The organism is Bradyrhizobium sp. STM 3561 (genome assembly GCF_045571455.1).
GTDB lineage: Bacteria > Pseudomonadota > Alphaproteobacteria > Rhizobiales > Xanthobacteraceae > Bradyrhizobium > Bradyrhizobium vignae.
The window spans coordinates 1,698,401-1,723,973 of the sequence record NZ_CP120695.1 but is presented as its reverse complement, the minus strand read 5'-3'; the positions used below and the strand labels follow the sequence as shown (position 1 = coordinate 1,723,973).

The 25,573-nt window shown below is 65.0% G+C and carries 25 protein-coding genes; 20 read left to right on the top strand and 5 right to left on the bottom strand.

All coding sequences use genetic code 11. The features are described 5' to 3' along the window. Positions 1 to 264: 264 nt before the first annotated feature. Both P6U28_RS07760 and P6U28_RS07755 read left to right on the top strand, forming a co-directional pair. On the top strand, positions 265 to 708 hold the full coding sequence (locus P6U28_RS07760; protein WP_122404149.1) for a DUF5330 domain-containing protein: 444 nt from the start codon (positions 265 to 267) through the stop codon (positions 706 to 708). Between the two features lie 68 nt (positions 709 to 776). Continuing rightward, entirely contained in the window at positions 777 to 1,205 is a 429-nt protein-coding gene (locus P6U28_RS07755) for a SufE family protein (RefSeq protein WP_122404150.1), read from the top strand. Between the two features lie 139 nt (positions 1,206 to 1,344). Here the strand turns inward: P6U28_RS07755 and P6U28_RS07750 are convergent, their stop codons facing one another. After that, positions 1,345 to 1,761, bottom strand: a complete 417-nt coding sequence (locus P6U28_RS07750; RefSeq protein WP_122404151.1) for a MucR family transcriptional regulator — start codon at positions 1,759 to 1,761, stop codon at positions 1,345 to 1,347. Between the two features lie 146 nt (positions 1,762 to 1,907). After that, the gene (locus P6U28_RS07745) at positions 1,908 to 2,768 is read right to left on the bottom strand and encodes a DUF308 domain-containing protein (protein ID WP_122404152.1); all 861 of its coding nucleotides are present in this window, start codon (positions 2,766 to 2,768) and stop codon (positions 1,908 to 1,910) included. A 302-nt stretch (positions 2,769 to 3,070) separates the two neighbouring features. Here P6U28_RS07745 and P6U28_RS07740 point away from each other — a divergent pair, with 302 nt between their 5' ends. Together P6U28_RS07740 and P6U28_RS07735 are read left to right on the top strand one after the other, a co-directional pair. Further along, on the top strand, positions 3,071 to 4,720 hold the full coding sequence (locus P6U28_RS07740) for a glycosyltransferase family 39 protein (RefSeq protein ID WP_122404153.1): 1,650 nt from the start codon (positions 3,071 to 3,073) through the stop codon (positions 4,718 to 4,720). Positions 4,721 to 4,908: 188 nt separating this feature from the next. Next, positions 4,909 to 5,688, top strand: a complete 780-nt coding sequence (locus tag P6U28_RS07735; protein ID WP_122404154.1) for a class II aldolase/adducin family protein — start codon at positions 4,909 to 4,911, stop codon at positions 5,686 to 5,688. Positions 5,689 to 5,816: 128 nt separating this feature from the next. On the opposite strand, the gene P6U28_RS07730 is transcribed toward P6U28_RS07735, so the two are convergent. The 3 genes from P6U28_RS07730 to P6U28_RS07720 all read right to left on the bottom strand — a co-directional run bounded on the left by P6U28_RS07730 (position 5,817) and on the right by P6U28_RS07720 (position 10,357). Beyond that, positions 5,817 to 7,211 carry a M20/M25/M40 family metallo-hydrolase gene (locus tag P6U28_RS07730; protein ID WP_122404155.1) on the bottom strand — a complete coding sequence of 465 codons (1,395 nt, stop codon included), beginning with the start codon at positions 7,209 to 7,211 and terminating at the stop codon, positions 5,817 to 5,819. 24 nt (positions 7,212 to 7,235) lie between these two features. Then, positions 7,236 to 8,564 (bottom strand): glycosyltransferase family 87 protein, encoded by a 1,329-nt coding sequence (locus P6U28_RS07725; RefSeq protein WP_162500362.1) that lies wholly within the window; start codon positions 8,562 to 8,564, stop codon positions 7,236 to 7,238. Positions 8,565 to 8,737: 173 nt separating this feature from the next. Beyond that, positions 8,738 to 10,357: a helicase HerA-like domain-containing protein gene (locus tag P6U28_RS07720; RefSeq protein WP_122404157.1), complete on the bottom strand. Its 1,620-nt coding sequence runs from the start codon at positions 10,355 to 10,357 to the stop codon at positions 8,738 to 8,740. 349 nt (positions 10,358 to 10,706) lie between these two features. Here P6U28_RS07720 and P6U28_RS07715 point away from each other — a divergent pair, with 349 nt between their 5' ends. From P6U28_RS07715 to P6U28_RS07640, 16 genes are all read left to right on the top strand, one after another. Next, the gene (locus P6U28_RS07715; protein ID WP_122404158.1) at positions 10,707 to 11,072 is read left to right on the top strand and encodes a DUF2267 domain-containing protein; all 366 of its coding nucleotides are present in this window, start codon (positions 10,707 to 10,709) and stop codon (positions 11,070 to 11,072) included. A 25-nt stretch (positions 11,073 to 11,097) separates the two neighbouring features. Beyond that, the gene (locus P6U28_RS07710) at positions 11,098 to 11,505 is read left to right on the top strand and encodes a DUF4332 domain-containing protein (protein WP_122404159.1); all 408 of its coding nucleotides are present in this window, start codon (positions 11,098 to 11,100) and stop codon (positions 11,503 to 11,505) included. 192 nt (positions 11,506 to 11,697) lie between these two features. Further along, positions 11,698 to 12,558, top strand: coding sequence for a dihydropteroate synthase (folP, locus tag P6U28_RS07705; protein ID WP_122404160.1), 861 nt, complete (start codon positions 11,698 to 11,700; stop codon positions 12,556 to 12,558). Beyond that, a complete protein-coding gene (gene folB / locus P6U28_RS07700; RefSeq protein ID WP_018315750.1) occupies positions 12,555 to 12,923 on the top strand; it encodes a dihydroneopterin aldolase in 369 nt (122 codons plus the stop codon). Before folP ends, folB begins: the two co-directional genes overlap by 4 nt. Position 12,924: 1 nt before the next feature. After that, positions 12,925 to 13,416, top strand: a complete 492-nt coding sequence (folK, locus tag P6U28_RS07695) for a 2-amino-4-hydroxy-6-hydroxymethyldihydropteridine diphosphokinase (protein WP_122404161.1) — start codon at positions 12,925 to 12,927, stop codon at positions 13,414 to 13,416. Positions 13,417 to 13,497: 81 nt separating this feature from the next. Then, on the top strand, positions 13,498 to 15,369 hold the full coding sequence (locus P6U28_RS07690; protein WP_122404162.1) for a methylmalonyl-CoA mutase family protein: 1,872 nt from the start codon (positions 13,498 to 13,500) through the stop codon (positions 15,367 to 15,369). Further along, positions 15,366 to 15,830, top strand: a complete 465-nt coding sequence (locus P6U28_RS07685) for a GFA family protein (protein ID WP_122404163.1) — start codon at positions 15,366 to 15,368, stop codon at positions 15,828 to 15,830. The genes P6U28_RS07690 and P6U28_RS07685 overlap by 4 nt, the downstream gene beginning before the upstream one ends. A gap of 23 nt (positions 15,831 to 15,853) precedes the next feature. After that, the gene (scpA, locus tag P6U28_RS07680) at positions 15,854 to 18,010 is read left to right on the top strand and encodes a methylmalonyl-CoA mutase (protein ID WP_122406757.1); all 2,157 of its coding nucleotides are present in this window, start codon (positions 15,854 to 15,856) and stop codon (positions 18,008 to 18,010) included. A 37-nt stretch (positions 18,011 to 18,047) separates the two neighbouring features. Next, a complete protein-coding gene (locus P6U28_RS07675) occupies positions 18,048 to 18,344 on the top strand; it encodes a nucleotidyltransferase family protein (RefSeq protein WP_122404164.1) in 297 nt (98 codons plus the stop codon). A 32-nt stretch (positions 18,345 to 18,376) separates the two neighbouring features. Further along, on the top strand, positions 18,377 to 19,150 hold the full coding sequence (locus P6U28_RS07670) for a DUF3298 and DUF4163 domain-containing protein (protein ID WP_122406758.1): 774 nt from the start codon (positions 18,377 to 18,379) through the stop codon (positions 19,148 to 19,150). A gap of 130 nt (positions 19,151 to 19,280) precedes the next feature. Continuing rightward, complete coding sequence (locus P6U28_RS07665) at positions 19,281 to 20,273, top strand: tripartite tricarboxylate transporter substrate binding protein (RefSeq protein WP_122404165.1); 993 nt, start codon at positions 19,281 to 19,283, stop codon at positions 20,271 to 20,273. Between the two features lie 75 nt (positions 20,274 to 20,348). After that, positions 20,349 to 20,852 (top strand): tripartite tricarboxylate transporter TctB family protein, encoded by a 504-nt coding sequence (locus P6U28_RS07660; RefSeq protein ID WP_122404166.1) that lies wholly within the window; start codon positions 20,349 to 20,351, stop codon positions 20,850 to 20,852. A gap of 4 nt (positions 20,853 to 20,856) precedes the next feature. Continuing rightward, positions 20,857 to 22,368: a tripartite tricarboxylate transporter permease gene (locus P6U28_RS07655; protein ID WP_122404167.1), complete on the top strand. Its 1,512-nt coding sequence runs from the start codon at positions 20,857 to 20,859 to the stop codon at positions 22,366 to 22,368. A gap of 51 nt (positions 22,369 to 22,419) precedes the next feature. Continuing rightward, complete coding sequence (gene meaB, locus P6U28_RS07650; protein WP_122404168.1) at positions 22,420 to 23,409, top strand: methylmalonyl Co-A mutase-associated GTPase MeaB; 990 nt, start codon at positions 22,420 to 22,422, stop codon at positions 23,407 to 23,409. Further along, the gene (locus P6U28_RS07645) at positions 23,406 to 24,059 is read left to right on the top strand and encodes a pyroglutamyl-peptidase I (protein ID WP_122404169.1); all 654 of its coding nucleotides are present in this window, start codon (positions 23,406 to 23,408) and stop codon (positions 24,057 to 24,059) included. Before meaB ends, P6U28_RS07645 begins: the two co-directional genes overlap by 4 nt. Before the next feature lie 96 nt (positions 24,060 to 24,155). Then, positions 24,156 to 25,523: a TIGR03808 family TAT-translocated repetitive protein gene (locus P6U28_RS07640; protein ID WP_122404170.1), complete on the top strand. Its 1,368-nt coding sequence runs from the start codon at positions 24,156 to 24,158 to the stop codon at positions 25,521 to 25,523. Positions 25,524 to 25,573 lie beyond the last annotated feature (50 nt).

Genomic DNA, 25,573 nt, shown 5'->3' with positions numbered 1-25,573 from the left:
GATTTGGCGACGTCTTCGCTACGGATGGTGAACACAGGGTTTCATCGTCGTCCGCATGGTTTCGAATTGGTGGACGCGTTGCGGCCAGCAAAATCACGGGCGCGGGCATCAATCGAAAATTTACGAGACCGCCGCTTCCAAAGAATTTTGCGTCAATTTTCCGCGAATTAAGCTCAAGGCAATCACTTGCGATTTATCGAGGGTTGCTAGGTCCGGCATCCGCGGAGATCGCCGCGGGCGGATTCTAACGGACAGGTCGATAAGATGCGCTTTCTGCTTCGCATCACATTCTGGCTCGGGCTGGTGCTGGTGCTCCTGCCGCGGGACAAGACGCCCGAATCGGAGAAGCTGCCGCAGATCGGCGCCGCCGACGCGGTGCAGGCTGCGACTGCGGCCGTCTCCGACATGACCCAGTTCTGCAAGCGCCAGCCGGCGGCCTGCGAGGTCGGTGGCCAGGCCGCGACCATCATCGGCCAGCGAGCCCAGGACGGCGCGAAGAAGCTCTACCAGATCATCAACGACAAGAAAGAGCAGATCACCAACGACAAGAACGACGGCAACAAGAACGACAACAAGAAGGCCCCCGACCACACCGGCTCGATCGCGATGGCCGGCGAGGGTGACGCTGCCGCAAACGAGGCGCCGCGCGATACCCTGACCCAGGACGACCTCGCGCTGGAATGGCGCGGGCCAGGTCCAGCGAATTAACGCCCAAACCCTATCGATTTCACGTCCTCGCGTCCCTATATTGGCCTTAACGGGAACTGTGGGCCAAGATGACGACGATCGACGAAATCAGGGATAATTTCGAGCTTCTGGACGAGTGGGACGACCGCTACCGGTATGTCATCGAGCTCGGCCGTACCCTGGAACCGATGCCCGAGGCGGAACACTCCGCCGCGAACAAGGTGCAGGGCTGCGTCAGCCAGGTCTGGCTGCAGAAGCTGATAGATCGCAGCAATGGCGCGCCGATCCTGAAATATCGCGGCGACAGCGACGCCCATATTGTTCGCGGGCTGGTCGCGATCGTCCTTGCGCTGTATTCGGGCCGCACGCCGCAGGAGATCCTCGATACGGACGCCATCGCCGTGTTCAATGAGTTCGGTTTTCGCGATCATCTGACGCCGCAGCGCTCCAACGGCCTGCGCTCGATGGTCGAGCGCATCAAGACCGACGCGAAAGAAGCGCTCGCGGAAGCTTATTGACAATCCTCGTGGTGAGGAGGCGCGTCAGCGCCGTCTCGAACCATGAAGCCCCGCCCTTCGCCCGCAGCCATCCTTCGAGACGCTTGCTTCGCGGTCTCCTTCCGGATGAGGGCGGAGTGCGTTGCAAGCTGCAGCAGCTTTACTTCCGCTTCCGCTGCTGCTGCCCCAAGCCCATCTGCTTGGCCAGCTGCGAGCGCGCCACCGCATAGTTCGGCGCGACCATGGGATAGTCGGCCGGCAAGCCCCACTTCTCGCGGTATTGCTCCGGCGTCATGTTGTACTGCGTGCGCAGATGGCGCTTCAGCGACTTGAAGCGCTTGCCGTCTTCCAGACAGACCAGATAGTCGGGCGCGATCGACTTCTTCAGCGAGACGGCCGGCTTGGCAGGCTCGAGCGGTAGGGTCTCGGTGCGGCCTGAGGAGACCCGCACCAGGGCCCCATGCACCTGGCTGATCAGGTTCGGAATCTCAGCCGCCGGCGTCGGATTGTTGCTGAGATAGGCCGACACGATGCTCGCGGTCAGCTCGATGAAATTCTTCGCCCCCGCGTCCGACATGCGCCCATTCCTTCTCCCGCTTAAGTCTCACGGGATTGACGACATCACAGTATTCCGTGTCAAGAATACATTCGGCTGAAATAGGACAACTGACGACGGTGCGTTGATTACTGATGAACGGCGCCGCTTTACTTGCAAGCGTGACCTCAACCGCGCTGGTCAAGATGCGCGCGGAGCTCGTCGATCGAGGCAAAGCGCATCATGCCTTCCGGCATCTGTGCCTCGATCGAGCCGTCGGAATAGAGCGAATAGGCCATGCCGTCGACGACGCCGGATTTGAGTACGGTCACGGGTGTCGGCTCGGCAGGTGGTGGCGGCTCGGGTGCAGGCGGTGGGACGGCCTCCGCAAAGGTCGGCGGGGAGCGCGGCGGCGGACGGCGCGGGGCGGCCGGTGGCTCCGGCGAGCGCATCCGGTCCGGCTTCGGCCAGGCAACGTCAAAGCTCGCAGGCGGAAGGTCCGGGGCCTCACGGGGCTCCGCAGGCGGCTGCGGCGGCGCACCTTCAGTGGTCTTCGCCTCCGCGCGCTCGCGCTCCTTGCGGGAGGTCGAGGCGAACAGCAGGTTGCGGCGGCGGGGCGCCTCTGGAGCGGCGGGCGGCGTAGGAGCTTCCGGCTCCTGCGCTCCCTCGACGCGCGGACGCTCGCGCGCAGCAGCTTCGCTCTGCCAGGGCGGCGGACCTGCGGACGGCGGTGGCGCCGGCTCGATTCTCGCCGCCGCGGTGGGCACCGGTTCGGGCGCAACCGCGCCAGGCACGGCGAGGCCCGGCAGCACGGGCCTCACCCGAACCTCGGACGGGGCGACCACGCCCGCCAGCCGGCGAGCGACGCTCTTGAGCTCAAGCAGCACCAGATGCAGGCCGACCAGTAACATTCCGGAGCAGACGCCAATGGTGCCGGAGATTATGAGAGTCCCACCGAGGCTGAATTCCCTGATCGTCAGGCCGAAAATGATTGCAAGGAGACCCGCCAGGACGGCGCAAATCCCCACGATCAACAATGCCAAATTCATCGAACTCACCCCCGGCCGCGCAGCCGCCGCTGGGCCACGATACCGCCATACGATGTTCCTCGCCAACGGCCAATTCTAGGCAGTGTTCCTAAAGGGAAGGAAATCAGGGACTTATTCACGTTCCCTTCAGCTCCGGCTCGCTACTGCTGGGCTGCTCTCAAGTAACCGGAATTGCTGCGTCGCATCAGGAATTTAGCCATAATGCCCAATTACTTGGTAATGGAACTGCGCTATACGGAGTCCGGGGAGCAGGCCCGCGCGCACCAGCAGGGCCAAAAGGGGATTCCGGGGCACCGATAGCCATGACATCCATCACGACTTCGGCGATCGACGCGCCTCAGCGGCGCTCGGTCGAACGAACCTGCGACGATCTCGCCATGCTGGTGCTGGCCGCGGTCGCCGTCATTGCGGGCTTGACCTTCCGGGACTACGGGCTGGGTTGGGACGACTACACACACGCGGAATACGCCGACCTGCTGCTGCGCATGTTCGGTTCCGGGTTCAGGGACACGGCGGCGCTCTCCTTCGCCAACCTCTACATGTATGGCGGCGGCTTCGACATGATCGCGGCCCTGCTCCACAAGGTCATTCCGCTCGAGCTGTTCGAGACCCGCCGTCTGGTCGGCGCCATCGTCGGCGTGATCGGGCTTGCCGTGACCTGGCGGCTCGGCCGCCGCATCGGCGGACCACTCGCAGGCCTCGCGGCACTGCTCCTGCTCGCGCTCTGCCCGATCTTCTACGGCCACATGTTCATGAACCCGAAGGATGCACCCTTCGCGGTGGCCATGATCATCCTGATGCTCGGCCTCGTCCGGCTCGCAGAGGAATATCCGCAGCCGTCGCCGCGCACGGTCCTGATCGTCGGCCTGGGTGCCGGCCTTTCGCTGGGCTGCCGTGTTCTCGGCGGGCTCGCACTGGTCTACGCCGTGCTCGGCTTCATGCCGCTGTTCCTGGAGGAATTGCGCACCGAAGGTTTGCGCGAGTCGGTCCGCCGCTTCGCCCATGTCGTCTATGTGCTGCTGCCCGGCCTCACGCTCGGCTACCTCGTGATGGGCCTGATCTGGCCGTGGTCGATCATGGAACCCGGCAATCCCTTCGAGGCGCTGACCTACTTCTCGCATTTCTTCGAGAAGCCGTGGAAGGAGATGTTCGACGGCGCGATCGTGTCGGTGCCCGACATGCCCTGGTCCTATCTGCCGACGCTGTTCGCGCTGCAGCTGCCCGAAGTGATGCTGGTGCTGATGGGCGGCGCCGTGGTCGGCACCTTTGCGCTGCTGCCGCGGAACGACGTTCCGGCGCGCCGCAAGACCATTCTCCTGATGCTGACGCTGGCTGCGACCCTGCCGCTCGCGATCGCGATGGTGAAGCGCCCGGCCCTGTACAACGGCATCCGCCATTTCGTCTTCGTGATCCCGCCGATGGCGGTGCTAGGCGGTGTCGCCTTCGCCTGGGCCATGGAGCGCCTGCGCGCCAATCACCGCATCTGGCAGCCGGTCCTGCTCGGCACCTTCTGCTTTGGCCTTGCGCTGTCGCTCGCCGAGATGATCCGCCTGCACCCCTATCAGTACACGCACTTCAATCACATCGCGGGAACCGTGCGCGGCGCCGACGACCGCTTCATGCTGGACTATTGGGGTCTCGCCCTGAAGCAGGCCTCCGACGAACTGCGCGAGCAGCTGGTCGAGCGCCAGGAAGTGCCGCCTGCAAACCGCAAATGGAAGGTCGCGGTGTGTGGTCCGCAGCGCCCGGCCCAGGTCGCGCTTGGGCCCGACTTCACCATCGGCTGGGATTCCAACGCAGCCGATTTCGCCATGACGCTCGGCGAATTCTACTGCAAGGGTCTCACCGCGCCCGTCATGGTCGAGATCAAGCGCGACGACGTGGTATTCGCCCGCGTCTACGACATCCGCGGCCGCAGCATTTCCAGCCTGCTGTCGATCCCGGCGCCGTAATAATTTTCTCCTGTACGTAGCCCGGACGGAGTGCAAGCGAAATCCGGGCGCTTCCGCCTTCGCTCTTCGAGCTACGGTGAAAGCTCCATGCGGGCTACGCGCGACAGCCACGCTCTTCGCGCCTTGCCCCCAGCCCCGCCCAAGACTACGGTCGCTTCCTGCAACAACGATGTTCGGAGAAAATTGCCATGTCGCCAGCGGAAGCGCGCCTGAGGGAAGTGCCGTCGAACATGACGGAGGCGGAGTGGCAGCAACGGGTCAATCTCGCCGCCTGCTATCGCCTGGTCGCGCTGTACGGCTGGGACGATCTGGTCGACACCCACATCTCCGCGCGCGTCCCCGGTCCCGATCATCACTTCCTGATCAATCCTTACGGATTGATGTTCGAGGAAATCACGGCCTCCAGCCTCGTCAAGGTCGATCTGCACGGCAACCAGCTGTCCGAGAGCGAATACAGCATCAACCCGGCCGGCTTCACCATCCATTCGGCGATCCACGAAGTGCGCGAGGACGCGATCTGCGTGCTGCATCTCCACACGCTCGACGGCACTGCGGTGTCGAGCAGCGCGGAAGGCCTGTTGCCGCTGAACCAGACCGCGCAGCTCGTCACCCACGACCTCGCCTATCACGACTATGAAGGCATCGCGCTCGATCACGACGAGCGGCCGCGGCTGCAGAAGGATCTCGGCAACCACAACCACATGCTGCTGCGCAATCACGGCACGCTGACGGTCGGCCGCTCGGTCGCCTCCGCCTTCGAGCGCATGTATCATCTCGAGCGCGCCTGCTCGATGCAGGTGCGGACGCGTGCGCTGGGCACGCCGGTCTATCCGGTCGAGGAGATCGCGATCGAGAAGAACACCGAGCTCTTGTCCAATCGCGACCGCGCCGAGCTGCGCGCCACCACCCTGGTGTGGCCGCCCTTGCTGCGCAAGCTCGACCGCGAGCTTCCGGGCTACCGGTCTTGAGATTTTCGCGATTTCGTGTAGGGTAGTTTTCGAACGACCTCTGCACGTTTTGGAATGAAACGCCGCCCAATTCCGGGCGGCGTTTTTATTTGTTCATCACGCCCGTCATTCCGGGGCGCGCTACGCGGTCACTTCACCTCCGCCAGCGCGGCGAGGATGCGGGCCCAGGAGCGGATGCCTTTCTGGAAGCTCCGCAGGTCGTATTTCTCGTTTGGTGAGTGGATGTTGTCGTCGTCGAGGCCAAAGCCCACCAGCAGCGAGTCGAGGCCGAGCGTGCGCTTGAAGTCGGCGACGATCGGGATCGAGGCGCCCGATCCCATCAGCACGGTCTCCTTGCCCCACTCGTCGGCCAGCGCCTTGCTGGCGGCAGCGAGCGGCTTCATGGTCCAGTCGAGCGCAACTGCGGGCGCGGCGGAATGGTCGCCGAACTCGACCTTGCAGTCGCCGGGAATGCGCGCCGTCACGTAATCACGGAAAGCCTTGCGGATCTTTTGCGGGTCCTGGCCCTGCACCAGACGGAACGAGACCTTGGCCGAGGCATGCGAGGGAATCACCGTCTTGGAGCCTTCGCCGATGTAGCCGCCCCAGATGCCGTTGACGTCGCAGGTCGGACGCGTCGAGGCCTGCTCGACCAGGAGCCTGCCCTTCTCGCCAGCCGGCAGCGACAGCCCGACCGGCTTGAGGAAGGTCTCGGGCGTGAAATCAAGCTTCTTCCACTGCTCCAGGATGTCGGGCGGCGTATCCTTCACCCCGTCATAGAAGCCGGGGATGGTGATGCGGTTGTCGTCGTCGAACAGGCCGCCCAGAATTTTAGTGAGCAGACGGATCGGGTTCATCGCGGTGCCGCCGAACACACCGGAATGCAAATCGCGATTGGCGGCGGTGATCTTCAGCTCTTCATAGAGCAGGCCGCGCAGCGAGGTCGTGATCGCCGGCGTGGTGGGATTCCACATGCCGGTGTCGCAGACCAGCACGTAGTCGGCCTTGAACTCGTCCTTGTTGGCCTCGATGAAGGGCACGAAATTCTTCGAGCCGACCTCCTCCTCGCCTTCGATCAGGAAGGTGATGTCGATCGGCAGTGAGCCCGTCACCTTCTTCCAGGCGCGGCAGGCTTCGACGAAGGTCATCACCTGACCCTTGTCGTCCTCGGCGCCGCGCGCGACGATGATCTTGCGGCCATCGGCATGATCGGTGACGACGGGCTCGAACGGCGGACGGTGCCAGAGATCGAGCGGGTCGACCGGCTGCACGTCGTAATGGCCGTAGAACAGCACGTGCGGCCGTCCGCCCGCGCCGGTCTTGCCGACGACGGCCGGATGGCCTGCGGTCGGCCTCACCTCGGTGGCAACACCGAGACTGGCGATGTCCTTGGCGAGATGCTCGGCCGCGGCCTTACAATCATCCGCAAAGGCCGGATCGGCCGAGATCGACTTGATCCGCAACAACGAGAACAGGCGCTCCAGGCTGTTGTCGAAATCCTTGTCGATGTGGTCGAGCACGGATTGGAGCTGCGCATTGGCCATGATTGCGAATCCAAGTTGTTGGGCTCAAGAGGTCCCGGGTTTTAGCGCCGGCGCGGCCTCGGGACTAGCCGCAAGCGGCGGATGCCTGATGTGCCAGGCGAGGCACCCTGCGAGGACCGCGGTCGCAGCGAGGTTGTTGCCCCAAGCCTGGAAGGCGATCGGAAACCACGGCAATGACAGCAGCATGAGGATGCCGGCGGCACCCAGGGCGAGCCAGGTTCCCAGGCGCACCTGCGCTCGCTCGTCGAATGCGGCGCGATGCATCAACACCGTCACCGGGAAGTACAGCCACATGAAATAGTATTGCCGGGCCAAGGGCGAGGCTACCGTCATGAGGCAGAACAAGATGCCGAGCTCCTCGGCATCCGAGCGCGCCGTCCGCCGCGCTTGCCGCGGCATGATCGCAACGAAGCCGAGCCCGAGCAGCGCCGACAGCGCAAGCACGATCCAGTTCGCCGTCCTGTAGTCGACGTCGATCACGTTCATGGTGCGCGGCGGCTTGTTGGGATCGTCCTGATTGTAGTTGATCGGCCGGACCAGGCGATGCGTGACGGCAATGAGGGACTGGTTGACCCACGACCAGTTCTGCTCGCGACGCTGGCCAAAGCCCTTTTCCGAGCTGGTCCCGACCATGCCCTGGTACCAGGTCGCCAGCTCGGCCGCGTTGCGTTCGAAGCCGCGGATCGGTGCCGGCACGACATAGAGAAGAATGCCGGTGAAGACGATCGTGCTGACCAGGGCCGCCCATTTGCGCCGCCAGGCCAGATAGGGCAGCACGGCGATCGGGAACACCTTAATGGCGGCGGCGAGCGCGAACATGAAGCCGGCCAGCCACGATCGCTGATGCCGCAAGCTCCAGAAGCCGTAGAGCATCATCGCCAGCAGGAGAAGGTTCGGCTGGCCGAGGTCGAACATGTCGAACACGAAGGTCACGGTGACGGCGACCGGCAGCGCCTCGAGCCAACGACCCGGCGCGCGGTCCGAGCCGGTCATGACCTGGGAGAACGCCGCGGTGTACCACCACGCCACGGCGTTCAAGATCGACAGGACGACATAGAGCGGGATCTTGCCGAACCAGCTCGGGATCGCCAACAGGATTGCCGGCAGCGGTGGATAGATGAAATCGAAATGCTCGACGGCTGTGGCAGGATACAGCGGCCCACCCTCCAGGACCTGCTGTCCGGCCCAGTACCAGAGCGAGTAGTCCTTGGTCTTGCCGTGCCCTAAAATCTCGGGGACGAGCACGTCGGCGGTCAGGAGGACGCAGCAGAACAGAAAAAGCAGATCCAGCGGCGCACCCAGCGACGGGCGTCTGGCTGCGTCAGGCTTGCCTAATTGGGCGGGCGGGTTCACGGTGTGGTCCTGAACGGCGACGACACAGGACCTAGCAGACCGGCGAAGGCTTGCAGAGCCCCTCACCTGAAATTGTGCGCCGTGGTAGCTCGGACGAGCAAATATCAGGCGACGGTCAAAGTCCTAGAGCTTCATGACCGGATACGGCGACTGCCTCAAACCAGGCGCTCTGCCTATCGCCGCAGCAATCCGCCGAGCGCGCCGCGGACCAGGGTGCGGCCGATCGAGCCGCCGAGCTGGCCGCCAATCGACTTGCCGACATTGGCGGCCAGTCCGCCGATCACCTGATTGGTGACCGATCGCGTCACGTCTCGCGCAATGACCTGGCCGGTCGACAGACGGCCCCGCTTGACGTTGGTACCGAAGATGGTGCCGACGATCGAGCCGATCTGGCCCAGGATGCCGCCGCCTCCGCCGGCCGGAGCGTCCGCCGTGGCCGCCGTGGCGGCGATGCGTTTCTGAATCATCTCGTAGGCGGACTCGGAATCGACGGCGGTGTCATATTTGCCCTTCACCGGGCTTGCAGCCATGATCGCCTTGCGCTCGTCCGGCGTGATCGGTCCGATGCGGGCCGACGGCGGCCGGATCATCACCCGCTCCACCATCGAAGGCGTGCCGTTGCCCTCGAGGAAGGACACCAGCGCCTCGCCCTTGCCGAGCTCCATGATCACCTTCGCGGTGTCGAGCTTCGGGTTGGGCCGGAAGGTCTGCGCCGCAGCGGCGACCGCCTTCTGGTCGCGCGGGGTGAAGGCGCGCAGCGCGTGCTGCACCCGGTTGCCCAATTGTCCGAGCACGCGGTCGGGCACGTCGATCGGGTTTTGCGTCACGAAATAGACGCCGACACCCTTGGATCGGATCAAACGCACCACCTGCTCGATCTTGTCCATCAGCGCCTTGGGCGCGTCGTTGAACAACAGATGCGCTTCGTCGAAGAAGAACACGAGCTTCGGCTTGGGCAGATCGCCAGCTTCGGGCAGCTCCTCGAACAGCTCCGACAACATCCACAGCAGGAACGTCGCATAAAGCCTGGGGCTCTGGAGCAGCTTGTCGGCGACCAGGATGTTGACCATGCCGCGTCCGTCGCGGTCGGTCTTCATGAAGTCCTTCAGCGTCAGCGCCGGCTCGCCGAAGAATTTGGTGCCGCCCTGGTTCTCCAGCACCAGAAGCTGGCGCTGGATGGTGCCGACGGTCGCTTTGGTGACGTTGCCGAAGCCCTGAGCGGCCTTGCGGATGGCGGCGAGCGGATCCTCTTCCGCATCCGCCCCCTTCTTTCCGCTGTCGGGCACGATGGCATCGAGCAGCGCCCGCAAGTCCTTCATGTCGATCAAAGTCAGGCCGTTGTCGTCGGCGACGCGGAAGGCGACGTTGAGCACGCCTTCCTGCACATCGTTCAGGTCCAGCATGCGCGCGAGCAGAAGCGGCCCCATTTCCGTGACGGTGGCGCGCACCGGGTGGCCCTGCTCGCCGAATACGTCCCAGAACACCGTCGAGAACTGATCGGGCTGGAATGACAGCCCCATTTCGGTGGCGCGCTTGACGATGAAATCCTTGGGTTCGCCGACCTGGCAGATGCCGGAGAGATCGCCCTTGATGTCGGCTGCGAAGACCGGAACACCGGCGCGCGCAAATCCTTCTGCCATCACTTGCAGCGATACGGTCTTACCGGTTCCAGTTGCACCCGTGACGAGGCCGTGGCGATTGGCGAGCGCCAGCGTCAGCCAAGCCTGCTCGTCTCCCTTGCCGACAAAGATCTTCTCGTCGGTATCGCCGAGCTTGCTGTCCTGTGCGGTCATTATTCTCTCTGATCTCTCTGCCGAGTTTCCCGTATTGAAACTCAAATGCACCAGTTCCGTAGTTTAACGCATCTCGTGCACCGATTGAAACCGTTCAACGCGCCCAAGCATGCGACATTGTCGGACGAGAACGATCGACATAAGCCGAAAGTGGGAACGAGCCGTTCGCAACGCGGCAAATTATCGCCGATTCGTCCTCGGCTCTTGCACGACTGCAACACCTTTCGCGCGTTCGAAGCTGAATCGCGGCGGCGCGTGCGTTCATCGCTTGAATTTCACATCACACCGGCTCAAGATCATTTTTCGAAAGCAATACTCCGGCATGTAAACCGGCTGAGGGGCGGGTCTTATGGACGAGCTGATCGGACGGCTGGCGGCAAGCGCCGGCATAGATGGTGCTGTCGCTGAAAAGACCGTCGGCATCATCCTGGGCTTCCTCCGCAGTGAGGGTCCTTCCGACAGCGTGCAGGCCCTGATCGACCAAATCTCCGGAGCGGAAGCTGCGATCGAGGCATCCAGGAGCGGCGGCGGCCTGTCGCGGCTGATGGGCGGCGGCCTGATGGCCGTCGGCACCCGCCTGATGGGTCTGGGGCTCGGCATGTCCGAGATTCAAAATGTCGCCCGTGAACTTTTCCGCTACGGTCGCGACGAAATCGGAGCGGATCAGATGGGCAAGATCATTGCGGGGACGCCGGGCCTCAGCCAGTTCGCCTGAAGGCACGCATTTCACATCGAGCATCATGACATATCCGATCTCCGAGATTGAGGGCCTGCCTGCCTTTGCAGCCAACAAGTTGAAGGCGCAAGGAATCCGCACAACCGACGCGTTGCTCGAGGCGGCCTCGACCGTGAAGGGCCGCAAGGCGCTTTCCGCCAAGACGGGAATCAGCGAGCAGTCGCTGCTGGAGTGGGCCAACGTCTCCGACTACATGCGCATTCCCGGCATGGGCAAGGCCAAGGTCGGTCTGGTCCGCGCCGCCGGCGTCACCACCGTGCGCGAGCTCGCCTATCGAAATCCGGCAAGGTTGGCGCAGAGCATGCGCGAAGCCAACGAGAAGAAGAAGCTGGTCCGCATCCTGCCGTCGGAGAAGTCGGTCGGCGACATCATCGCCAAGGCCAAGAAGCTGCCGCCGAAGATCACGTATTAGACCGGACGTCTCGGCGCACGACCTGCAGCATTAGCTGTCGGTGTCATACCCCGCGAAGGCGGGTATCCAGCACGCCATGGCTCCTCCGTATCACCGCACTGCCTCGGAATACTGGATTGCCCGCCTTCGCGGGCAATGACAGGGAGGGTGTTGGTCTTGACACCCCCTTCCCAACCGCGCAAAGCGGGCCGCATGAATGCCTCGCCCTCCCCTTCCGTCCCGCCGGCCGGCTCGGCCGGGGCCGATGTGCTGCGGACGCTGCTGGAACAGCCTCTTCCTGCAGTGATGGGCGTGCTCAACATCACCCCGGATTCATTCTCCGACGGCGGTGCCTTCATCGCACCAGATCAGGCACTCGCGCGGGCGCAGGCGATGATCGCCGATGGTGTCGACATCATCGATGTCGGCGCCGAGTCCACCCGGCCCTACAAGGGCGCCCGGCCGGTCACGGCGGCGGAAGAGCTCGCGCGGCTGAAGCCGGTGCTGGCTGGCGTCGTGGCGCTCGGTGTGCCCGTTTCGATCGACAGCATGAAAGCGGAGGTGGTGAAATTCGCGCTCGATCAGGGCGCGGCGATCGCCAACGACGTCTGGGGCCTGCAACGGGATGCCGACATGGCGCCGTTGATCGCCGCAAGGGGCGTCCCCGTCATCGTCATGCACAACCGCGACAGTGTCGATCCCGCCATCGATATCGTCGCGGACATGAAAGCATTCTTCCTGCGCTCGCTGGACATCGCCGCAAAAGCCGGCATCGCGCGCGAGAGCATCGTGCTCGATCCCGGCATCGGCTTCGGCAAGACGGCCGAGCAGAGCATGATCGCCCTGGCGCGCTTGCGCGAACTCGACATGTTCGGCCTGCCGATCCTCGTTGGTGCCTCGCGAAAACGCTTCATCGCCTCGGTGTCGCCGTCGGAGCCATCGGAGCGGCTCGCCGGCTCGATCGCGGCACATCTGATCGCCGCGCAACGCGGTGCGAAGATCATCCGGACCCATGACGTCGCCGAAACCCTGCAGGCCCTGCGGGTGGCGCATGCAATCGAGAGCAAGCAATGACCGATACCATCTTCGTCACCGGCCTGTCGATCCATGCCCGCCACGGCGTGATGGATCACGAAACCGAGGTCGGCCAGCGTTTCGTCATCGACCTCGAACTCTACACCGATCTGTCGGAGCCGTCGCGCAGTGACCGGCTCGCCGACACCGTGTCCTACGCGGATGTCGTCGCGACCACGACGGCGGCGTTCAAGAACACCAACTACAAGCTGCTGGAGCGCGCCGCCGGCGCGGTCGCCGATGCCATCCTGTCGCACTTCCCGCGCATCCGCGCGGTGAAGGTCACCGTGCACAAGCCGCACGCGCCGATCGCTGCGATCTTCGACGACGTCGGCATCATGCTGACCCGCTCTCGGCATCCGTAATATGGCGAGCGTGCTGATCGCACTCGGCGGCAATGTCGGCGATGTCCGCGCGACCTTCGCCAAGGCGATCGCGCATATCTGCGGCATGGCGCAGGCCGCGCTGATCGCGCGCTCGTCGGACTATACGACCCCGCCCTGGGGCGATGAGAACCAGGCTCCCTTCATCAACGCCTGCATCGAGATCGAGACCAGTCTCGATCCACACGCGCTGTTGTTCGTGCTGCAGAAAGTCGAGCAGAAATTCGGCCGCACGCGGACCAAGGAACGGCGCTGGGGCCCGCGCACGCTCGATCTCGACATGATCGCCTATGACGACGTCAGTTTGCAGAAGCCGGATTTGACGCTGCCGCATCCACGCCTGTTCGAGCGCGCCTTCGTGCTGGTGCCGCTGGCCGAAATCGCGCCCGACCGCATCATCTCAGGCATTCGCGTGCGTGACGGGCTCGCCAGCGTCTCGACGCAAGGCATTGAGCGGCTTCCGGATACCGGTTAACCAAAAACAACCGTTTGCAGGGACGGTCGGCCGTGGCAATTTCGCCTGCGAATAACAAGATTTTCGGGAGCCCATCGCCGCATGACCTCCGTGACTGACGACCTGCCGCTGGCGGCGGATTTTCCCAAAGCCACCGTGGAGGACTGGCGCAAGCTGGTCGACGGCGTGCTGAAGGGCGCGCCGTTCGAGAAGCTGGTCGGCAAGACCTATGACGGCCTCAAGATCGATCCGCTCTATCCGCGCGCCAAGGGCGTTGCGCCCGTGGTCGGCCGGCCGGCGGCGGCGCCGTGGCAGATAATGCAGCGGATCGACCATCCCGATACGGCGCTCGCGAATGCGCAGGCCTTGCAGGATCTGGAGAACGGCGCGACGGGGCTCGCGCTGGTGTTCGCCGGCGGCAATGCGGCCCATGGATTTGGCCTGGAACCTACGGCCGACGCCGTTGCCAAGGTGTTGAGCGGGATACATCTCGACGCAGGGATCGGCATCGAGCTCGAGATCGGACCGCAATCGCGCATGGCCGCGATCCATGTCGCGGAATATGTCGAGAGCAAGGGGTTCGATCCCGCAGCCTGCAACATCCGCTTCGGGCTCGATCCGCTCGCGGCCGCCGCAGCGTGGGGCCACAGCCCCTATACCTGGGACGAGATCGTTCCGGCCATCACCGGCGCCATCAGGGGCCTGGCCGCACTCCGTTTCAAGGGACCGTTTGCGTCCGCCGACGGGCGCGTGATCCATGATGCCGGTGGTTCGGAAGTGCAGGAGCTTGCCTTCGTGCTTGCCTGCGGCGTCGCTTACTTACGCGCCATCGAAGGCGCTGGCATCCCCCTCGAGCAGGCGCAGGGCATGGTCTATGCGCGGCTTGCTGCGGATGCCGATCAGTTCCTGACCATGGCCAAATTCCGCGCGCTGCGGCTGTTGTGGGCGCGCATCGAGACGGCTTGCGGGCTCGCGCCAAAGCCGCTGTTCATCGCCGCCGATACGGCCTGGCGCATGCTGACGCAGCGCGATCCTTACGTGAACATGCTGCGCGCGACCATGGCAACGTTCGCGGCAGGACTGGCCGGCGCCAACGCGATCACCGTGCTGCCGCATACGCTGGCGCTCGGCCTGCCCGATCCGTTCGCGCGCCGCGTGGCGCGCAATACCCAGCTTCTGCTGCTGGAAGAAAGCAACCTCGCCAAGGTCAGCGATCCCGCAGCCGGCGCAGGCGGCATCGAGACGCTGACAGGGCAACTGTGCGAAGCGGCCTGGGCGCTGTTCCAGGAGAGCGAGACAGCCGGCGGCGCTTTCGCGGCGCTTCAGCAGGGCGTGTTCCAGAGCAAGGTCGCGGGCGCGCGAAAGGCGCGCGCCGCCAACATCGCAAAGCGCCGCGACGTGCTGACCGGTGCCAGCGAGTTTCCGAATCTCCATGAGAGCGAAGCCACCGTACTGAAGGCAACGCCGATCGTCCTTCCGCCCTATGGGGAACAGCGATACAAGTTCGAGGCGCTGCCGCCGATCCGGCTGGCGGAACCGTTTGAGGCGCTGCGCGACAAGTCCGACGCGGCGCTGAAGGTGCGGGGCACGCGGCCAAAGGTTTTCCTGGCCAATCTCGGCACGCCAGCCGATTTCACGGCGCGCGCGACCTTCGCCAAAAGCTTCTTCGAAGCCGGCGGCATCCAGGCCGTCGACAGCGAGGGCTTTACCGATCCGGCCAAGCTGGCCGCCGCCTTCAAGGCCTCCGGCGCGGAGCTCGCCTGCCTCTGTTCCAGCGACAAGGTCTATGCCGGTCAGGCGGAACCGGCCGCCCGGGCGCTGCAAACGGTGGGCAGCAGACATATCTATCTGGCAGGCCGCCCGACCGATGGCGAGGCGGCGCTGCGCGCGGCCGGCGTCACGGGCTTTGTCTTCGCCGGAGGCGACGCGCTTGCGACGCTGCAAGACGCCTATCGACGGATGGAGCAGCCATGACTGAAACCGGCAAACCCGTTCTCACCGGCGGCTGCCAATGCGGCGCCGTGCGCTTTGCAGTCATGACGGCACCGACCAGGATTTCGATCTGCCATTGCCGGATGTGCCAGAAGGCGAGCGGCGCGCCGTTCGCCTCCTTTGCCGATATCAACAAGACGGACTTTGCCTGGACCAAGGGACAGCCCTCGTTCTTCCGCTCTTCCACCATCGCCGAGCGTGGCTTTTGCGCCGGCTGCGGCACGCCACTGAGTTTTGGCCGCATCGACGGCGACCGGATCGAGATCATGACCGGTACCTTCGACCACCCCGACCGCGTCATCCCGACGCGGCAGTTCGGCACCGAATCCCGCCTCGGCTGGGTGGTCGGCATCGCCAACCTGCCGAGCCAGACCACGCAGCAGAATTACGGACCGGAGAAGATGGCGACCATCGTCAGCTATCAGCATCCGGATCATGATTGAGTGCTTTTGATATGGTTGAAGCCATGAGCCGCATTCCCAATTTCGCCGACGTCGCCTTCGACCGGACCGCCCCCGCTGCGCCAGCCGGCAGCGCCGAGCCGTGGCTGACGCCCGAGGGCATTCTGGTGAAGCCCGTCTATGGCGAGGCGGATCTCGGCGGGCTCGATTTCCTCGAGACCTATCCGGGCATCGCGCCGTTCCTGCGCGGGCCCTACCCGACCATGTACGTCAACCAGCCCTGGACCGTCAGGCAATATGCCGGCTTCTCGACGGCTGAGGATTCCAACGCGTTCTACCGCCGCAACCTCGCGGCGGGGCAGAAAGGCCTCTCGGTCGCCTTCGATCTCGCCACCCATCGCGGCTATGACTCTGATCATCCGCGCGTCGGCGGCGACGTCGGCATGGCCGGCGTTGCCATCGATTCCATCTACGACATGCGCACGCTGTTCGCGGGCATTCCGCTCGACCAGATGAGCGTATCCATGACCATGAACGGCGCGGTGCTGCCGATCCTCGCGCTCTACGTCGCGGCCGCCGAGGAACAGGGCGTACCGCCGGAAAAGCTCTCTGGCACCATTCAGAACGACATTCTGAAAGAGTTCATGGTGCGCAACACCTATATCTATCCGCCCGCGCCATCGATGCGGATCATCTCGGACATCTTCGCCTACACCTCGCAAAAGATGCCGAAGTACAATTCGATCTCGATCTCCGGCTATCACATGCAGGAGGCCGGCGCGACGCAGGATCTCGAGCTTGCCTATACGCTCGCCGACGGCGTCGAATATCTGCGTGCCGGCCTTGCCGCCGGCCTCGACGTCGACCGTTTCGCGCCGCGGCTGTCGTTCTTCTGGGCGATCGGCATGAACTTCTTCATGGAAGTCGCCAAGCTGCGCGCGGCGCGGCTGCTCTGGGCGAAGCTGCTGAAGCCGTTCAATCCGAAGGACCCGCGGTCGCTGTCACTGCGCACGCACAGCCAGACCTCGGGCTGGTCGCTGACCGCGCAGGACGTCTTCAACAATGTGATGCGCACCACGGTGGAAGCGATGGCGGCCACCCAAGGCCACACGCAGTCGCTGCACACCAATGCGCTTGACGAAGCGCTGGCCTTGCCGACCGACTTCTCGGCGCGCATCGCCCGCAACACCCAGCTGTTCCTGCAACAAGAGAGCGGCACCACCCGCATCATCGATCCCTGGGGCGGCTCGTACTATGTCGAGCGGCTGACGCGCGACCTCGCGGCCAAGGCGTGGGGCCACATCCAGGAGGTCGAGGAGCTCGGCGGCATGGCAAAAGCCATCGAAGCCGGCGTGCCAAAACTGCGCATCGAGGAGGCCTCGGCCAAGACGCAAGCCCGCATCGATGCCGGCAAGCAGGCGGTGATCGGCGTCAACAAGTACAGGCCGACCGACGAGGACAAAATCGAGATCCTGAAGGTCGACAACACCAATGTCCGCCGGCTTCAGATCGACAAGCTCCAGCGGCTGAAAGCCGAACGCAACCAGAAGGACGTCGATGCCGCGCTCGCCGCGCTGACGCGCTCGGCCGGTGAAGGCAATGGCAATCTGCTCGCGCTCGCGATCAACGCGGCACGCGCCAAGGCGACCGTCGGCGAAATTTCGGACGCGATGGAAAAGGTGTTCGGCCGCCACCGCGCCGAGATCAAGTCCATCACCGGCGTCTACAAACGGGAGGCGTCCAGCATGGGCAACCGGGTCGAGAAGGTTCAGGCGCTGATCGACGCGTTCGAGGAGGCGGAAGGCCGCCGCCCGCGCATCCTGGTCGCCAAGATCGGCCAGGACGGCCACGATCGGGGCCAGAAGGTGATCGCGTCGGCATTTGCCGATATCGGCTTCGACGTCGACATCGGGCCGTTGTTTGCCACCGCTGACGAAGCCGCACGGCAGGCCGTCGAGAACGACGTCCACATCCTCGGAGTCTCCTCGCTCGCCGCCGCCCACCTTACCGCGGTGCCGGAATTGAAGGCCGCGCTGAAGAAGCAGGGCCGCGACGACATCATGATCATCGTCGGCGGGGTAGTGCCGCCGCAGGATTACGATGCGCTCTACGCGGCCGGCGCCGAGGCCATCTTCCCACCCGGCACGGTGATCGCGGATGCGGCCGAGGAGCTGATCCGCAAGCTGAATGCCCGGCTCGGCCATAGCGAGGCAGCGGAGTAGATGATGGACTGGCCGTGTAGCCGGCCAGATTGTGTCCATGACACGCGACGAAATCATCGCGGCGATACGCAAGAACGCCGACGCCATCAAAGGCAAGGGCGTCTCGAAGCTTGCCATTCTCGGCTCGCGGGCAGGCGAAGACTACCGCGCCGCCAGCGATATCGACATTCTGGTCGAGGTCGAACCTGAGACCACTTTCTCGCTACTAAACCTGATCGATGTCGAACACATCATCGAGGACGCGACCGGTTTGCGTGCGCAGGCAACCGTTCGCCGCTCGATGTCGCCCCGCTTTGCGCCACACAGCGCAGACGACATTCTGGAAATATTCTGACGCTCACGCGAGGAGCACAATCCTTGAAGTTCATGACCGGTTTGAGCGTCGCCCTGGCGCTTGGCGCAACGTGCGTGTTTTCCGCCCTCGCCGCCGATCCCAAGCCCGATGCCGTCCTCAAGACCAAGAACATCGCGGCGCGCGTCCTGCTCGACGACACGATCAGGGCCGATCCTGCCCTCGCGGCCGATTGCCTCGCTGAGGGGAGAAACTGGCTCGACAAGAGCGCGGCGGAAGCGGCGGCCACGCGCAAGACCGACCCGGAGCTCTTCAGGGATCGCGCCTGGGAATTCGAGCGCAACTACACCGTCGATTCGGTGGTCGGCGGCCGCTATGTCAGCATCGTCAGGTCCGAGTATACGGACACTCTCGGCGCGCATCCCAATTCCGACACCAACACGATCTTGTGGGACAGAACCGAGAACAAGCGCATCTCGATCCGCCCATTCTTCAACGAAACCGCCGACAACGGCCCGACCATGAAGGCGATGATGAAGGCCGTGATCGCCTCGCTCAGGATCGAGAAGAAGAAGCGTGATGTGCCCGACGTGGACGGCGACGATTGGGTCAAGAATATCAAGCCAAGCCTCTTGAAGATCGGCGCAGTGACCCTCGCGCCGTCAACCGAGATCGGAAAGAGCGCCGGCCTCAAGTTCTACTATCCACCCTATGCCGTCGGCCCCTATGTCGAGGGCGCATACGGCGCTTTCGTTCCGTGGGAAGCCTTGAAGCCCCATCTCTCGCCGGAAGGTCTGCGAATTTTCGGCGGCCAGCGGCCGAAGACCGACGGGGACGAAGGGCAGTAATCAGCCTTGAGCCGGCGCGCGTTGCTCACAACGCGTTGGTAGCGCTACCTTGCGGCCCCGCCGCAAAGCCGACTAGAATGCCGCTGTTGAGAAGAGCGCCCGACGTCACGGGCGCCGCTGGGAGGCATTCATGTCCAAGATTTCGCGCCGCGCGTTTGCGGCCTCGACCGCTGCAGTTGCAGCATCCGCCGCATTCGGCTTCAGGCCGGCCCTTGCACAAGCCTATCCGGCGCGTCCGGTCACCGTGATCGTGCCCTGGGGCGCGGGCGGCGGCACCGATGCCACCGCGCGCATCGTCGCGGCGCTACTGGAGAAGGACCTCGGCCAGCCCTTCAACGTGGTCAACCGCACCGGCGGCTCCGGCGTCGTCGGCCATAGCGCGATCGCGACCGCGCAGCCCGACGGCTACACCATCGGCATGCTCACGGTCGAAATCTCGATGATGCACTGGCAGGGCCTGACCGACCTGACGCCAAGGAGCTACACCCCCCTGGCGCTGATGAACGAGGATCCCCCCGGCATCCAGGTCTCCTCCTCCTCGCCCTACAAGACGGTCAAGGAGCTCGCCGATGCGATCAAGGCGGCGCCTCCCGGCAAGTTCAAGGCTTCCGGCACTGGCCAGGGCGGCATTTGGCATCTCGCATTGGTCGGCTGGATGCAGGCCATGGGGCTGCCCGCCAACCAGGTCGCCTGGGTGCCGTCGAACGGCGCGGCGCCCGCGATGCAGGATCTCGCCGCCGGCGGCCTCGACCTCACCACCTGCTCGGTGCCCGAAGCGCGCGCCATCATCGAGGCGGGCAAGGCCAAGAGCCTCGCCATCATGGCGCCTGCGCGCAACCCGATCTTCAAGGATGTGCCGACGCTGAAGGAGGCGATGGGCATCGACTACGCGACCGGCGCCTGGCGCGGCATCGGCGCGCCCAAGAACCTGCCGCCGGAGATCGCAACCAAGCTCACCGCGGCACTGAGGAAGGTCTACGACTCCGCCGAGTTCAAGGACTTCATGAGCAATCGCGGCTTCGGTACCGTTTGGGGCGATGCCGCTCACTTCGCCGGCTTCATGGACAAGGGCGACGCCCAGATGGGCGAAGCGATGAAGGCGGCCGGATTGAGCAAGGCGTGATCCGCACCTGCGACGCTCTGATCGCCTCTCCCCGCAAGCGGGGAGAGGGACCGCACCTCCCATAGGACCCCTCCCATGCGTCTTCCCGACTCCGTCACGGGATCGTTTCTCGTCGTGCTCGGCGCTGCAGCTGCCTACGGTGGCTGGATCCTGCCGCCGGTGCCGGGCCAGCCGGTCGGCCCCAACGTGTTTCCGCTGCTGATTGGCATGGGCCTCGCACTCTGCGGGCTCGCGATCGTGTTCGGCGTCGGTCATTCCTTCGAGGAGGAGGAAGAGCTCGTCCCGCTCGAGGACGGCCAGGCAGCCGCCCCGCCGCCGCAAGGAAAACTCCCAGGCAAGCTCTACGGCCTGCGCGCCTTGCTGCCGCCGGCACTGCTGCTGTTCTACGTCTTGGCCGCCGACCGGCTCGGCTTCATCATCACCGCGGCGATCATGGTCTACGTCACCTCGACCGCGCTCGGGGCGAAATGGAAGCTGGCGCTGCCGCTCGCGGCGCTCTCGCCCTTCGCCATCCACCTCATCTTCGGCAAGCTCTTGCGCGTGCCGCTGCCCGCCGGCCTGTTGCCGACGCCCTGGTAATCCCATGCTGAAAACCCTGCTTGACGCCTTCGCGCTGATATCCACCTGGGAGGTCATCATCGCGATGTTCGCAGCCTCCGTGTACGGCCTCGTGATCGGCTCGCTGCCGGGCCTGTCGGCGACGATGGCGACCGCCCTGCTCGTCCCCGTGACCTTCTATCTCTCGCCGATCGCGGCGATCGCGACCATCGTGGCGGCGTCCTCGATGGCGATCTTCTCCGGCGATATTCCCGGCGCGCTGCTGCGCATTCCCGGCACGCCCGCGTCCGCCGCCTACGCGGACGAAGCCTACGCCATGACGCGCAAGGGCCAGGCCGAGCTTGCGCTCGGTGCCGGCGTTTGGTTCTCCGCGGTAGGCGGCATCGCCGGCGTGCTGTCGCTGATGATCCTGGCACCGCCGCTCGCCGAGATCGCACTGTCGTTCTCGACCTTCGAATATTTCTGGCTGGCGCTGCTCGGTCTGATGTGCGCCACTCTGGTGGCGCGTTCCTCGCCGGTGAAGGCGATCGCGGGCATGTTCATCGGCCTGCTCGTCTCCTGCATCGGCATCGAGAACCCCGGCGGCGTGCCGCGCTTCACCTTCGGCATCACCGACCTGTTCGGCGGCATCGAGCCGATCCCGGCCCTCGTCGGCGTGTTCGCGGTGGCGCAGGTGATGCGGGCGATGCTGACGCCGGAACCGCCGCCGCTGCCGCGGCGCAAGTTCGGAAGCATCATGGCCGGCCAGTGGAAGCTGACGAAGTTGTATCACTGGCAGATGACGCGCGGGAACATCGTCGGCATCATCATCGGCGTGCTTCCCGGCGCCGGCGCCGACATGGCCGCCTGGGTGTCCTACGCGATGTCCAAGCGCTTCTCCAAGGAGCCGGAAAAGTTCGGCACCGGACATGTCGAGGGCCTGGTCGAAGCCGGCGCCAGCAACAATGCCAGCATCGCCTCGGGCTGGGTGCCGTCGCTGCTGTTCGGCATCCCCGGCGACACCATCGCCGCGATCGCGATCGGCGTGCTCTACATGAAGGGGCTCAATCCCGGCCCGACGCTGTTCACCGAGAAGGCGTCGAGCATGTATGCGATCTATCTGATGTTCATCATCGCGAACATCCTGATGATCCCGCTCGGCATCGCCATGATCCGGGTCGCTGCTTATATCCTGCTGGCACCACGTTCGACCGTGATGCCCATCATCATGCTGTGCTGCGCGGTCGGCTCGTTCGCGATCGGCAACAACATGTTCGGCGTCGTCACCGTCGCCGCGTTCGGCGTGATCGGCTATGTGATGGAGGCGAACGGCTATCCCGTCGCCGCGATGGTGCTCGGCATCGTCATGGGCACCATGGTGGAACAGGCCTTCGTCACCTCGCTGATCAAGTCCGACGGCAGCATCCTGCCGTTCTTCGAGCGGCCGGTGGCGGCCATCCTCGCCGCGATGGCGATTGGCGCCCTGCTCTGGCCGGTGATGGTGTGGGTATGGCGCAAGGTGAAGCAGCCGCAGACGGTCGTGGCGACATCCCGGTGATATCGGGCGGGCGGCCCTCGCCTGTCTCTCCCCGGCGTTGTAAAGCAGGGCATGACTGAGAAGAAGGCCTCGCCGGATATCAAATCCCTTGCCCGCGACTTGCGCACCGGCAGTCGCGCGGCCCTCGCCCGAGCCATCACGCTGGTCGAGAGCCGGCGCGCCGACCATCAGACGCTGGCGCGGGAGCTGGTGCAGATGCTGCTGCCGGACACCGGCAAGGCGTTTCGCGTCGGCATCACCGGTTCGCCCGGCGTCGGCAAATCCACCACGATCGATGCGCTCGGAACCTATCTGATCGAGCAGGGCCACAAGGTCGCGGTGCTCGCGGTCGATCCGTCCTCGGCGCGCAGCGGCGGCTCGATCCTCGGCGACAAGACGCGGATGGCGCGGCTCGCGGCATCGGACGATGCCTTCATCCGGCCCTCGCCCTCCTCGGGCACGCTCGGCGGCGTCGCCGCGAAGACGCGCGAGGCGATGCTGCTGTGCGAGGCCGCCGGATTCGGCGTCGTGCTGGTCGAGACAGTCGGCATCGGCCAGTCCGAGACCGCCGTGTGCGACATGACCGATTTCTTCCTTGCCTTGATGCTGCCGGGCGGCGGCGACGAACTACAAGGCATCAAGAAGGGCCTGGTCGAGCTCGCCGACATGATCGCGATCAACAAGGCCGACGGCGACAATCTCAAGCGCGCCAAGATCACCGCTGCCGACTATCGCGGCGCGCTGCATATCTTGGCACCGCGATCCGAGCATTGGCATCCGCCGGTCGAGACCTATTCGGCGCTCACAGGCGATGGCATCGCAAAGATCTGGCAGAAGGTTTTGGACCACCGCAAGGCGATGAACGCCTCCGGCGATTTCGCCGCGCGACGGCGCGAGCAGCAGGTGAAATGGATGTGGTCGATGCTGGAGCAGCGCATGCTGGCGCGGCTGCGCAGCGAGGCATCGGTGCGCACGAAAGTCCGGAAGATCGAGGCCGAAGTCGCCGACGGCCATCTCACGCCGGCGCTTGCCGCCGAGCAGATCCTGGAGTTGCTGCAATGAGCGACAAGCTCCGCATCCTCCTCACTGGGTTTGGTCCGTTTCCCGGCGCGCCCTATAACCCGACCCAGCCGCTGGTGGCGCGGCTGACGCAACTGCGCCGCCCGGCTCTCGACGATGTCACAATCGCGAGCCACATTTTCCCGGTGACCTATGCCGCGGTCGACCGGCAACTACCCGAGGTGCTCGCGGCGCGAAAGCCCGACGCGCTGCTGATGTTCGGCCTCGCGGCCCGCACGCCTTACCTGCGCATCGAGACCCGCGCGCGCAACGCCGTCACCATGCTCTGGCCCGATGCCGCCAACACCCGCTCCAGCAAGCGCGGCATCGCCGGCCATGCGGACGCGATGATGTTCGGCCCGCACACCGCAAGGCTGCTGCGCGCGGCGCGCCGCACCGGCATCGACGCGCGCGCCTCGCGCGATGCTGGCGCCTATCTCTGCAACTACCTGAGCTGGCGCGCGATCGAGAACGTCAGGGCGGGTGGGCCACGGCTCGCGGCGTTCATCCATATCCCCCTGCTTGCGCGCAGCGGCGCAACCCGGCGCAAGGGCGCGCCGCGGATCACGCTGGAGGAGCTGGTGGATGCGGGGGAAGCCATGCTGATGGAGATGGTGCGGCTGGCAAGGAAAACACGCAGCCCGATTGCGTAAACATTTAACCCTACCGCGAACAATCCTCACGGCCCCGGCCACGCTGCGCTACCCAATCCCGCGCGGACACCTCCCGCGTCCGCCGGAGGACGCGTCATGCTCAATCGCCGTCACCTCATCGGAGCCTCAACCGCGGGCATTGCCGGTGCGCTGGCCACGCCTGTTGACGCCGCGCACGCGGCGCCGCTGACGTCGCTGCTCGGCCGCGATGCCACGCAATATGGTGTGCGACCCGGCAGCAGCGAGGATCAGACGCGCGCGCTGCAGCGCGCCATCGACGAGGCCGCGCGGGCGCAAACGCCGCTTGCCTTGCCGCCCGGCACCTACCGGACCGGTCTGTTGCGGCTCCCGAACGGCGCGCAACTGATCGGCGTGCGCGGCGCGACCAAGCTCGTGTTCACCGGCGGCGCCTCGGCGATCCAGAGCGACGGCGCCGATGCGATCGGCCTCACCGGCCTCACCTTCGACGGCGGCAATATCCCACTGCCGACGCGTCGCGGATTGGTTCACGTCCTCGGCGGCCGCGATGTCCGCATCACCGATTGCGAGATCACGAACTCCGGCGGCAGCGGCATCTGGCTCGAGCAGGTCGCGGGCGATATCTCCGGCAACATCTTCACTGACATCGCGGTGACGGCGGTGGTCTCGTTCGATGCCCGGGGCCTCAGCGTCTGCCGCAACACTATTCGCGGCACCAACGACAACGGCATCGAGATCCTGCGCACCGCGATCGGCGATGACGGCACGTTAGTCGCCGACAACCGCATCGAGGACATCAAGGCTGGGCCCGGCGGCTCGGGCCAGTACGGCAATGCCATCAACGCTTTCCGCGCCGGTAACGTGATCGTGCGCGGCAACCGCATCAGGAACTGCGATTACTCGGCGGTGCGCGGCAACTCGGCCTCGAACATCCACATCAGCGGCAACAGCGTCAGCGACGTGCGCGAGGTCGCGCTCTATTCCGAATTCGCGTTCGAGGCCGCGGTGATCGCCAACAACATTGTCGACGGCGCCGCCGTCGGCGTCTCCGTCTGCAATTTCAACGAAGGCGGCCGCATCGCGGTGGTCCAAGGCAACATCATCCGCAATCTGATCCCGAAGCGGCCGCTCGGCACCGCGCCGGACGACGATGCCGGCGTCGGCATCTACATCGAGGCTGATACCTCGGTCACCGGCAACGTGATCGAGAACGCGCCGTCCTACGGCATCGTCGCCGGCTGGGGCAAATATCTGCGCGATGTAGCAATCACGGGGAACGTGATCCGCAAGGCGCTGGCCGGCGTCGGCGTCTCCGTAATGCCGGGCGCCGGCACCGCGCTCGTCAACAACAACATGATCTCGGAAACGCCACGCGGCGCCGTGGTCGGGCTCGACCACGCGCGTGCGGTGACCTCCGATCTGTCGGCCGAAGGAGCGCAGCGTTTCGCGCAGGTGGTGGTCGGCGGCAATGCGGTGCGGCGGTAGGCGCGCGGCCGGAAAGACGGGCCGTGCATCCTTCGAGGCTCTCAAAACGG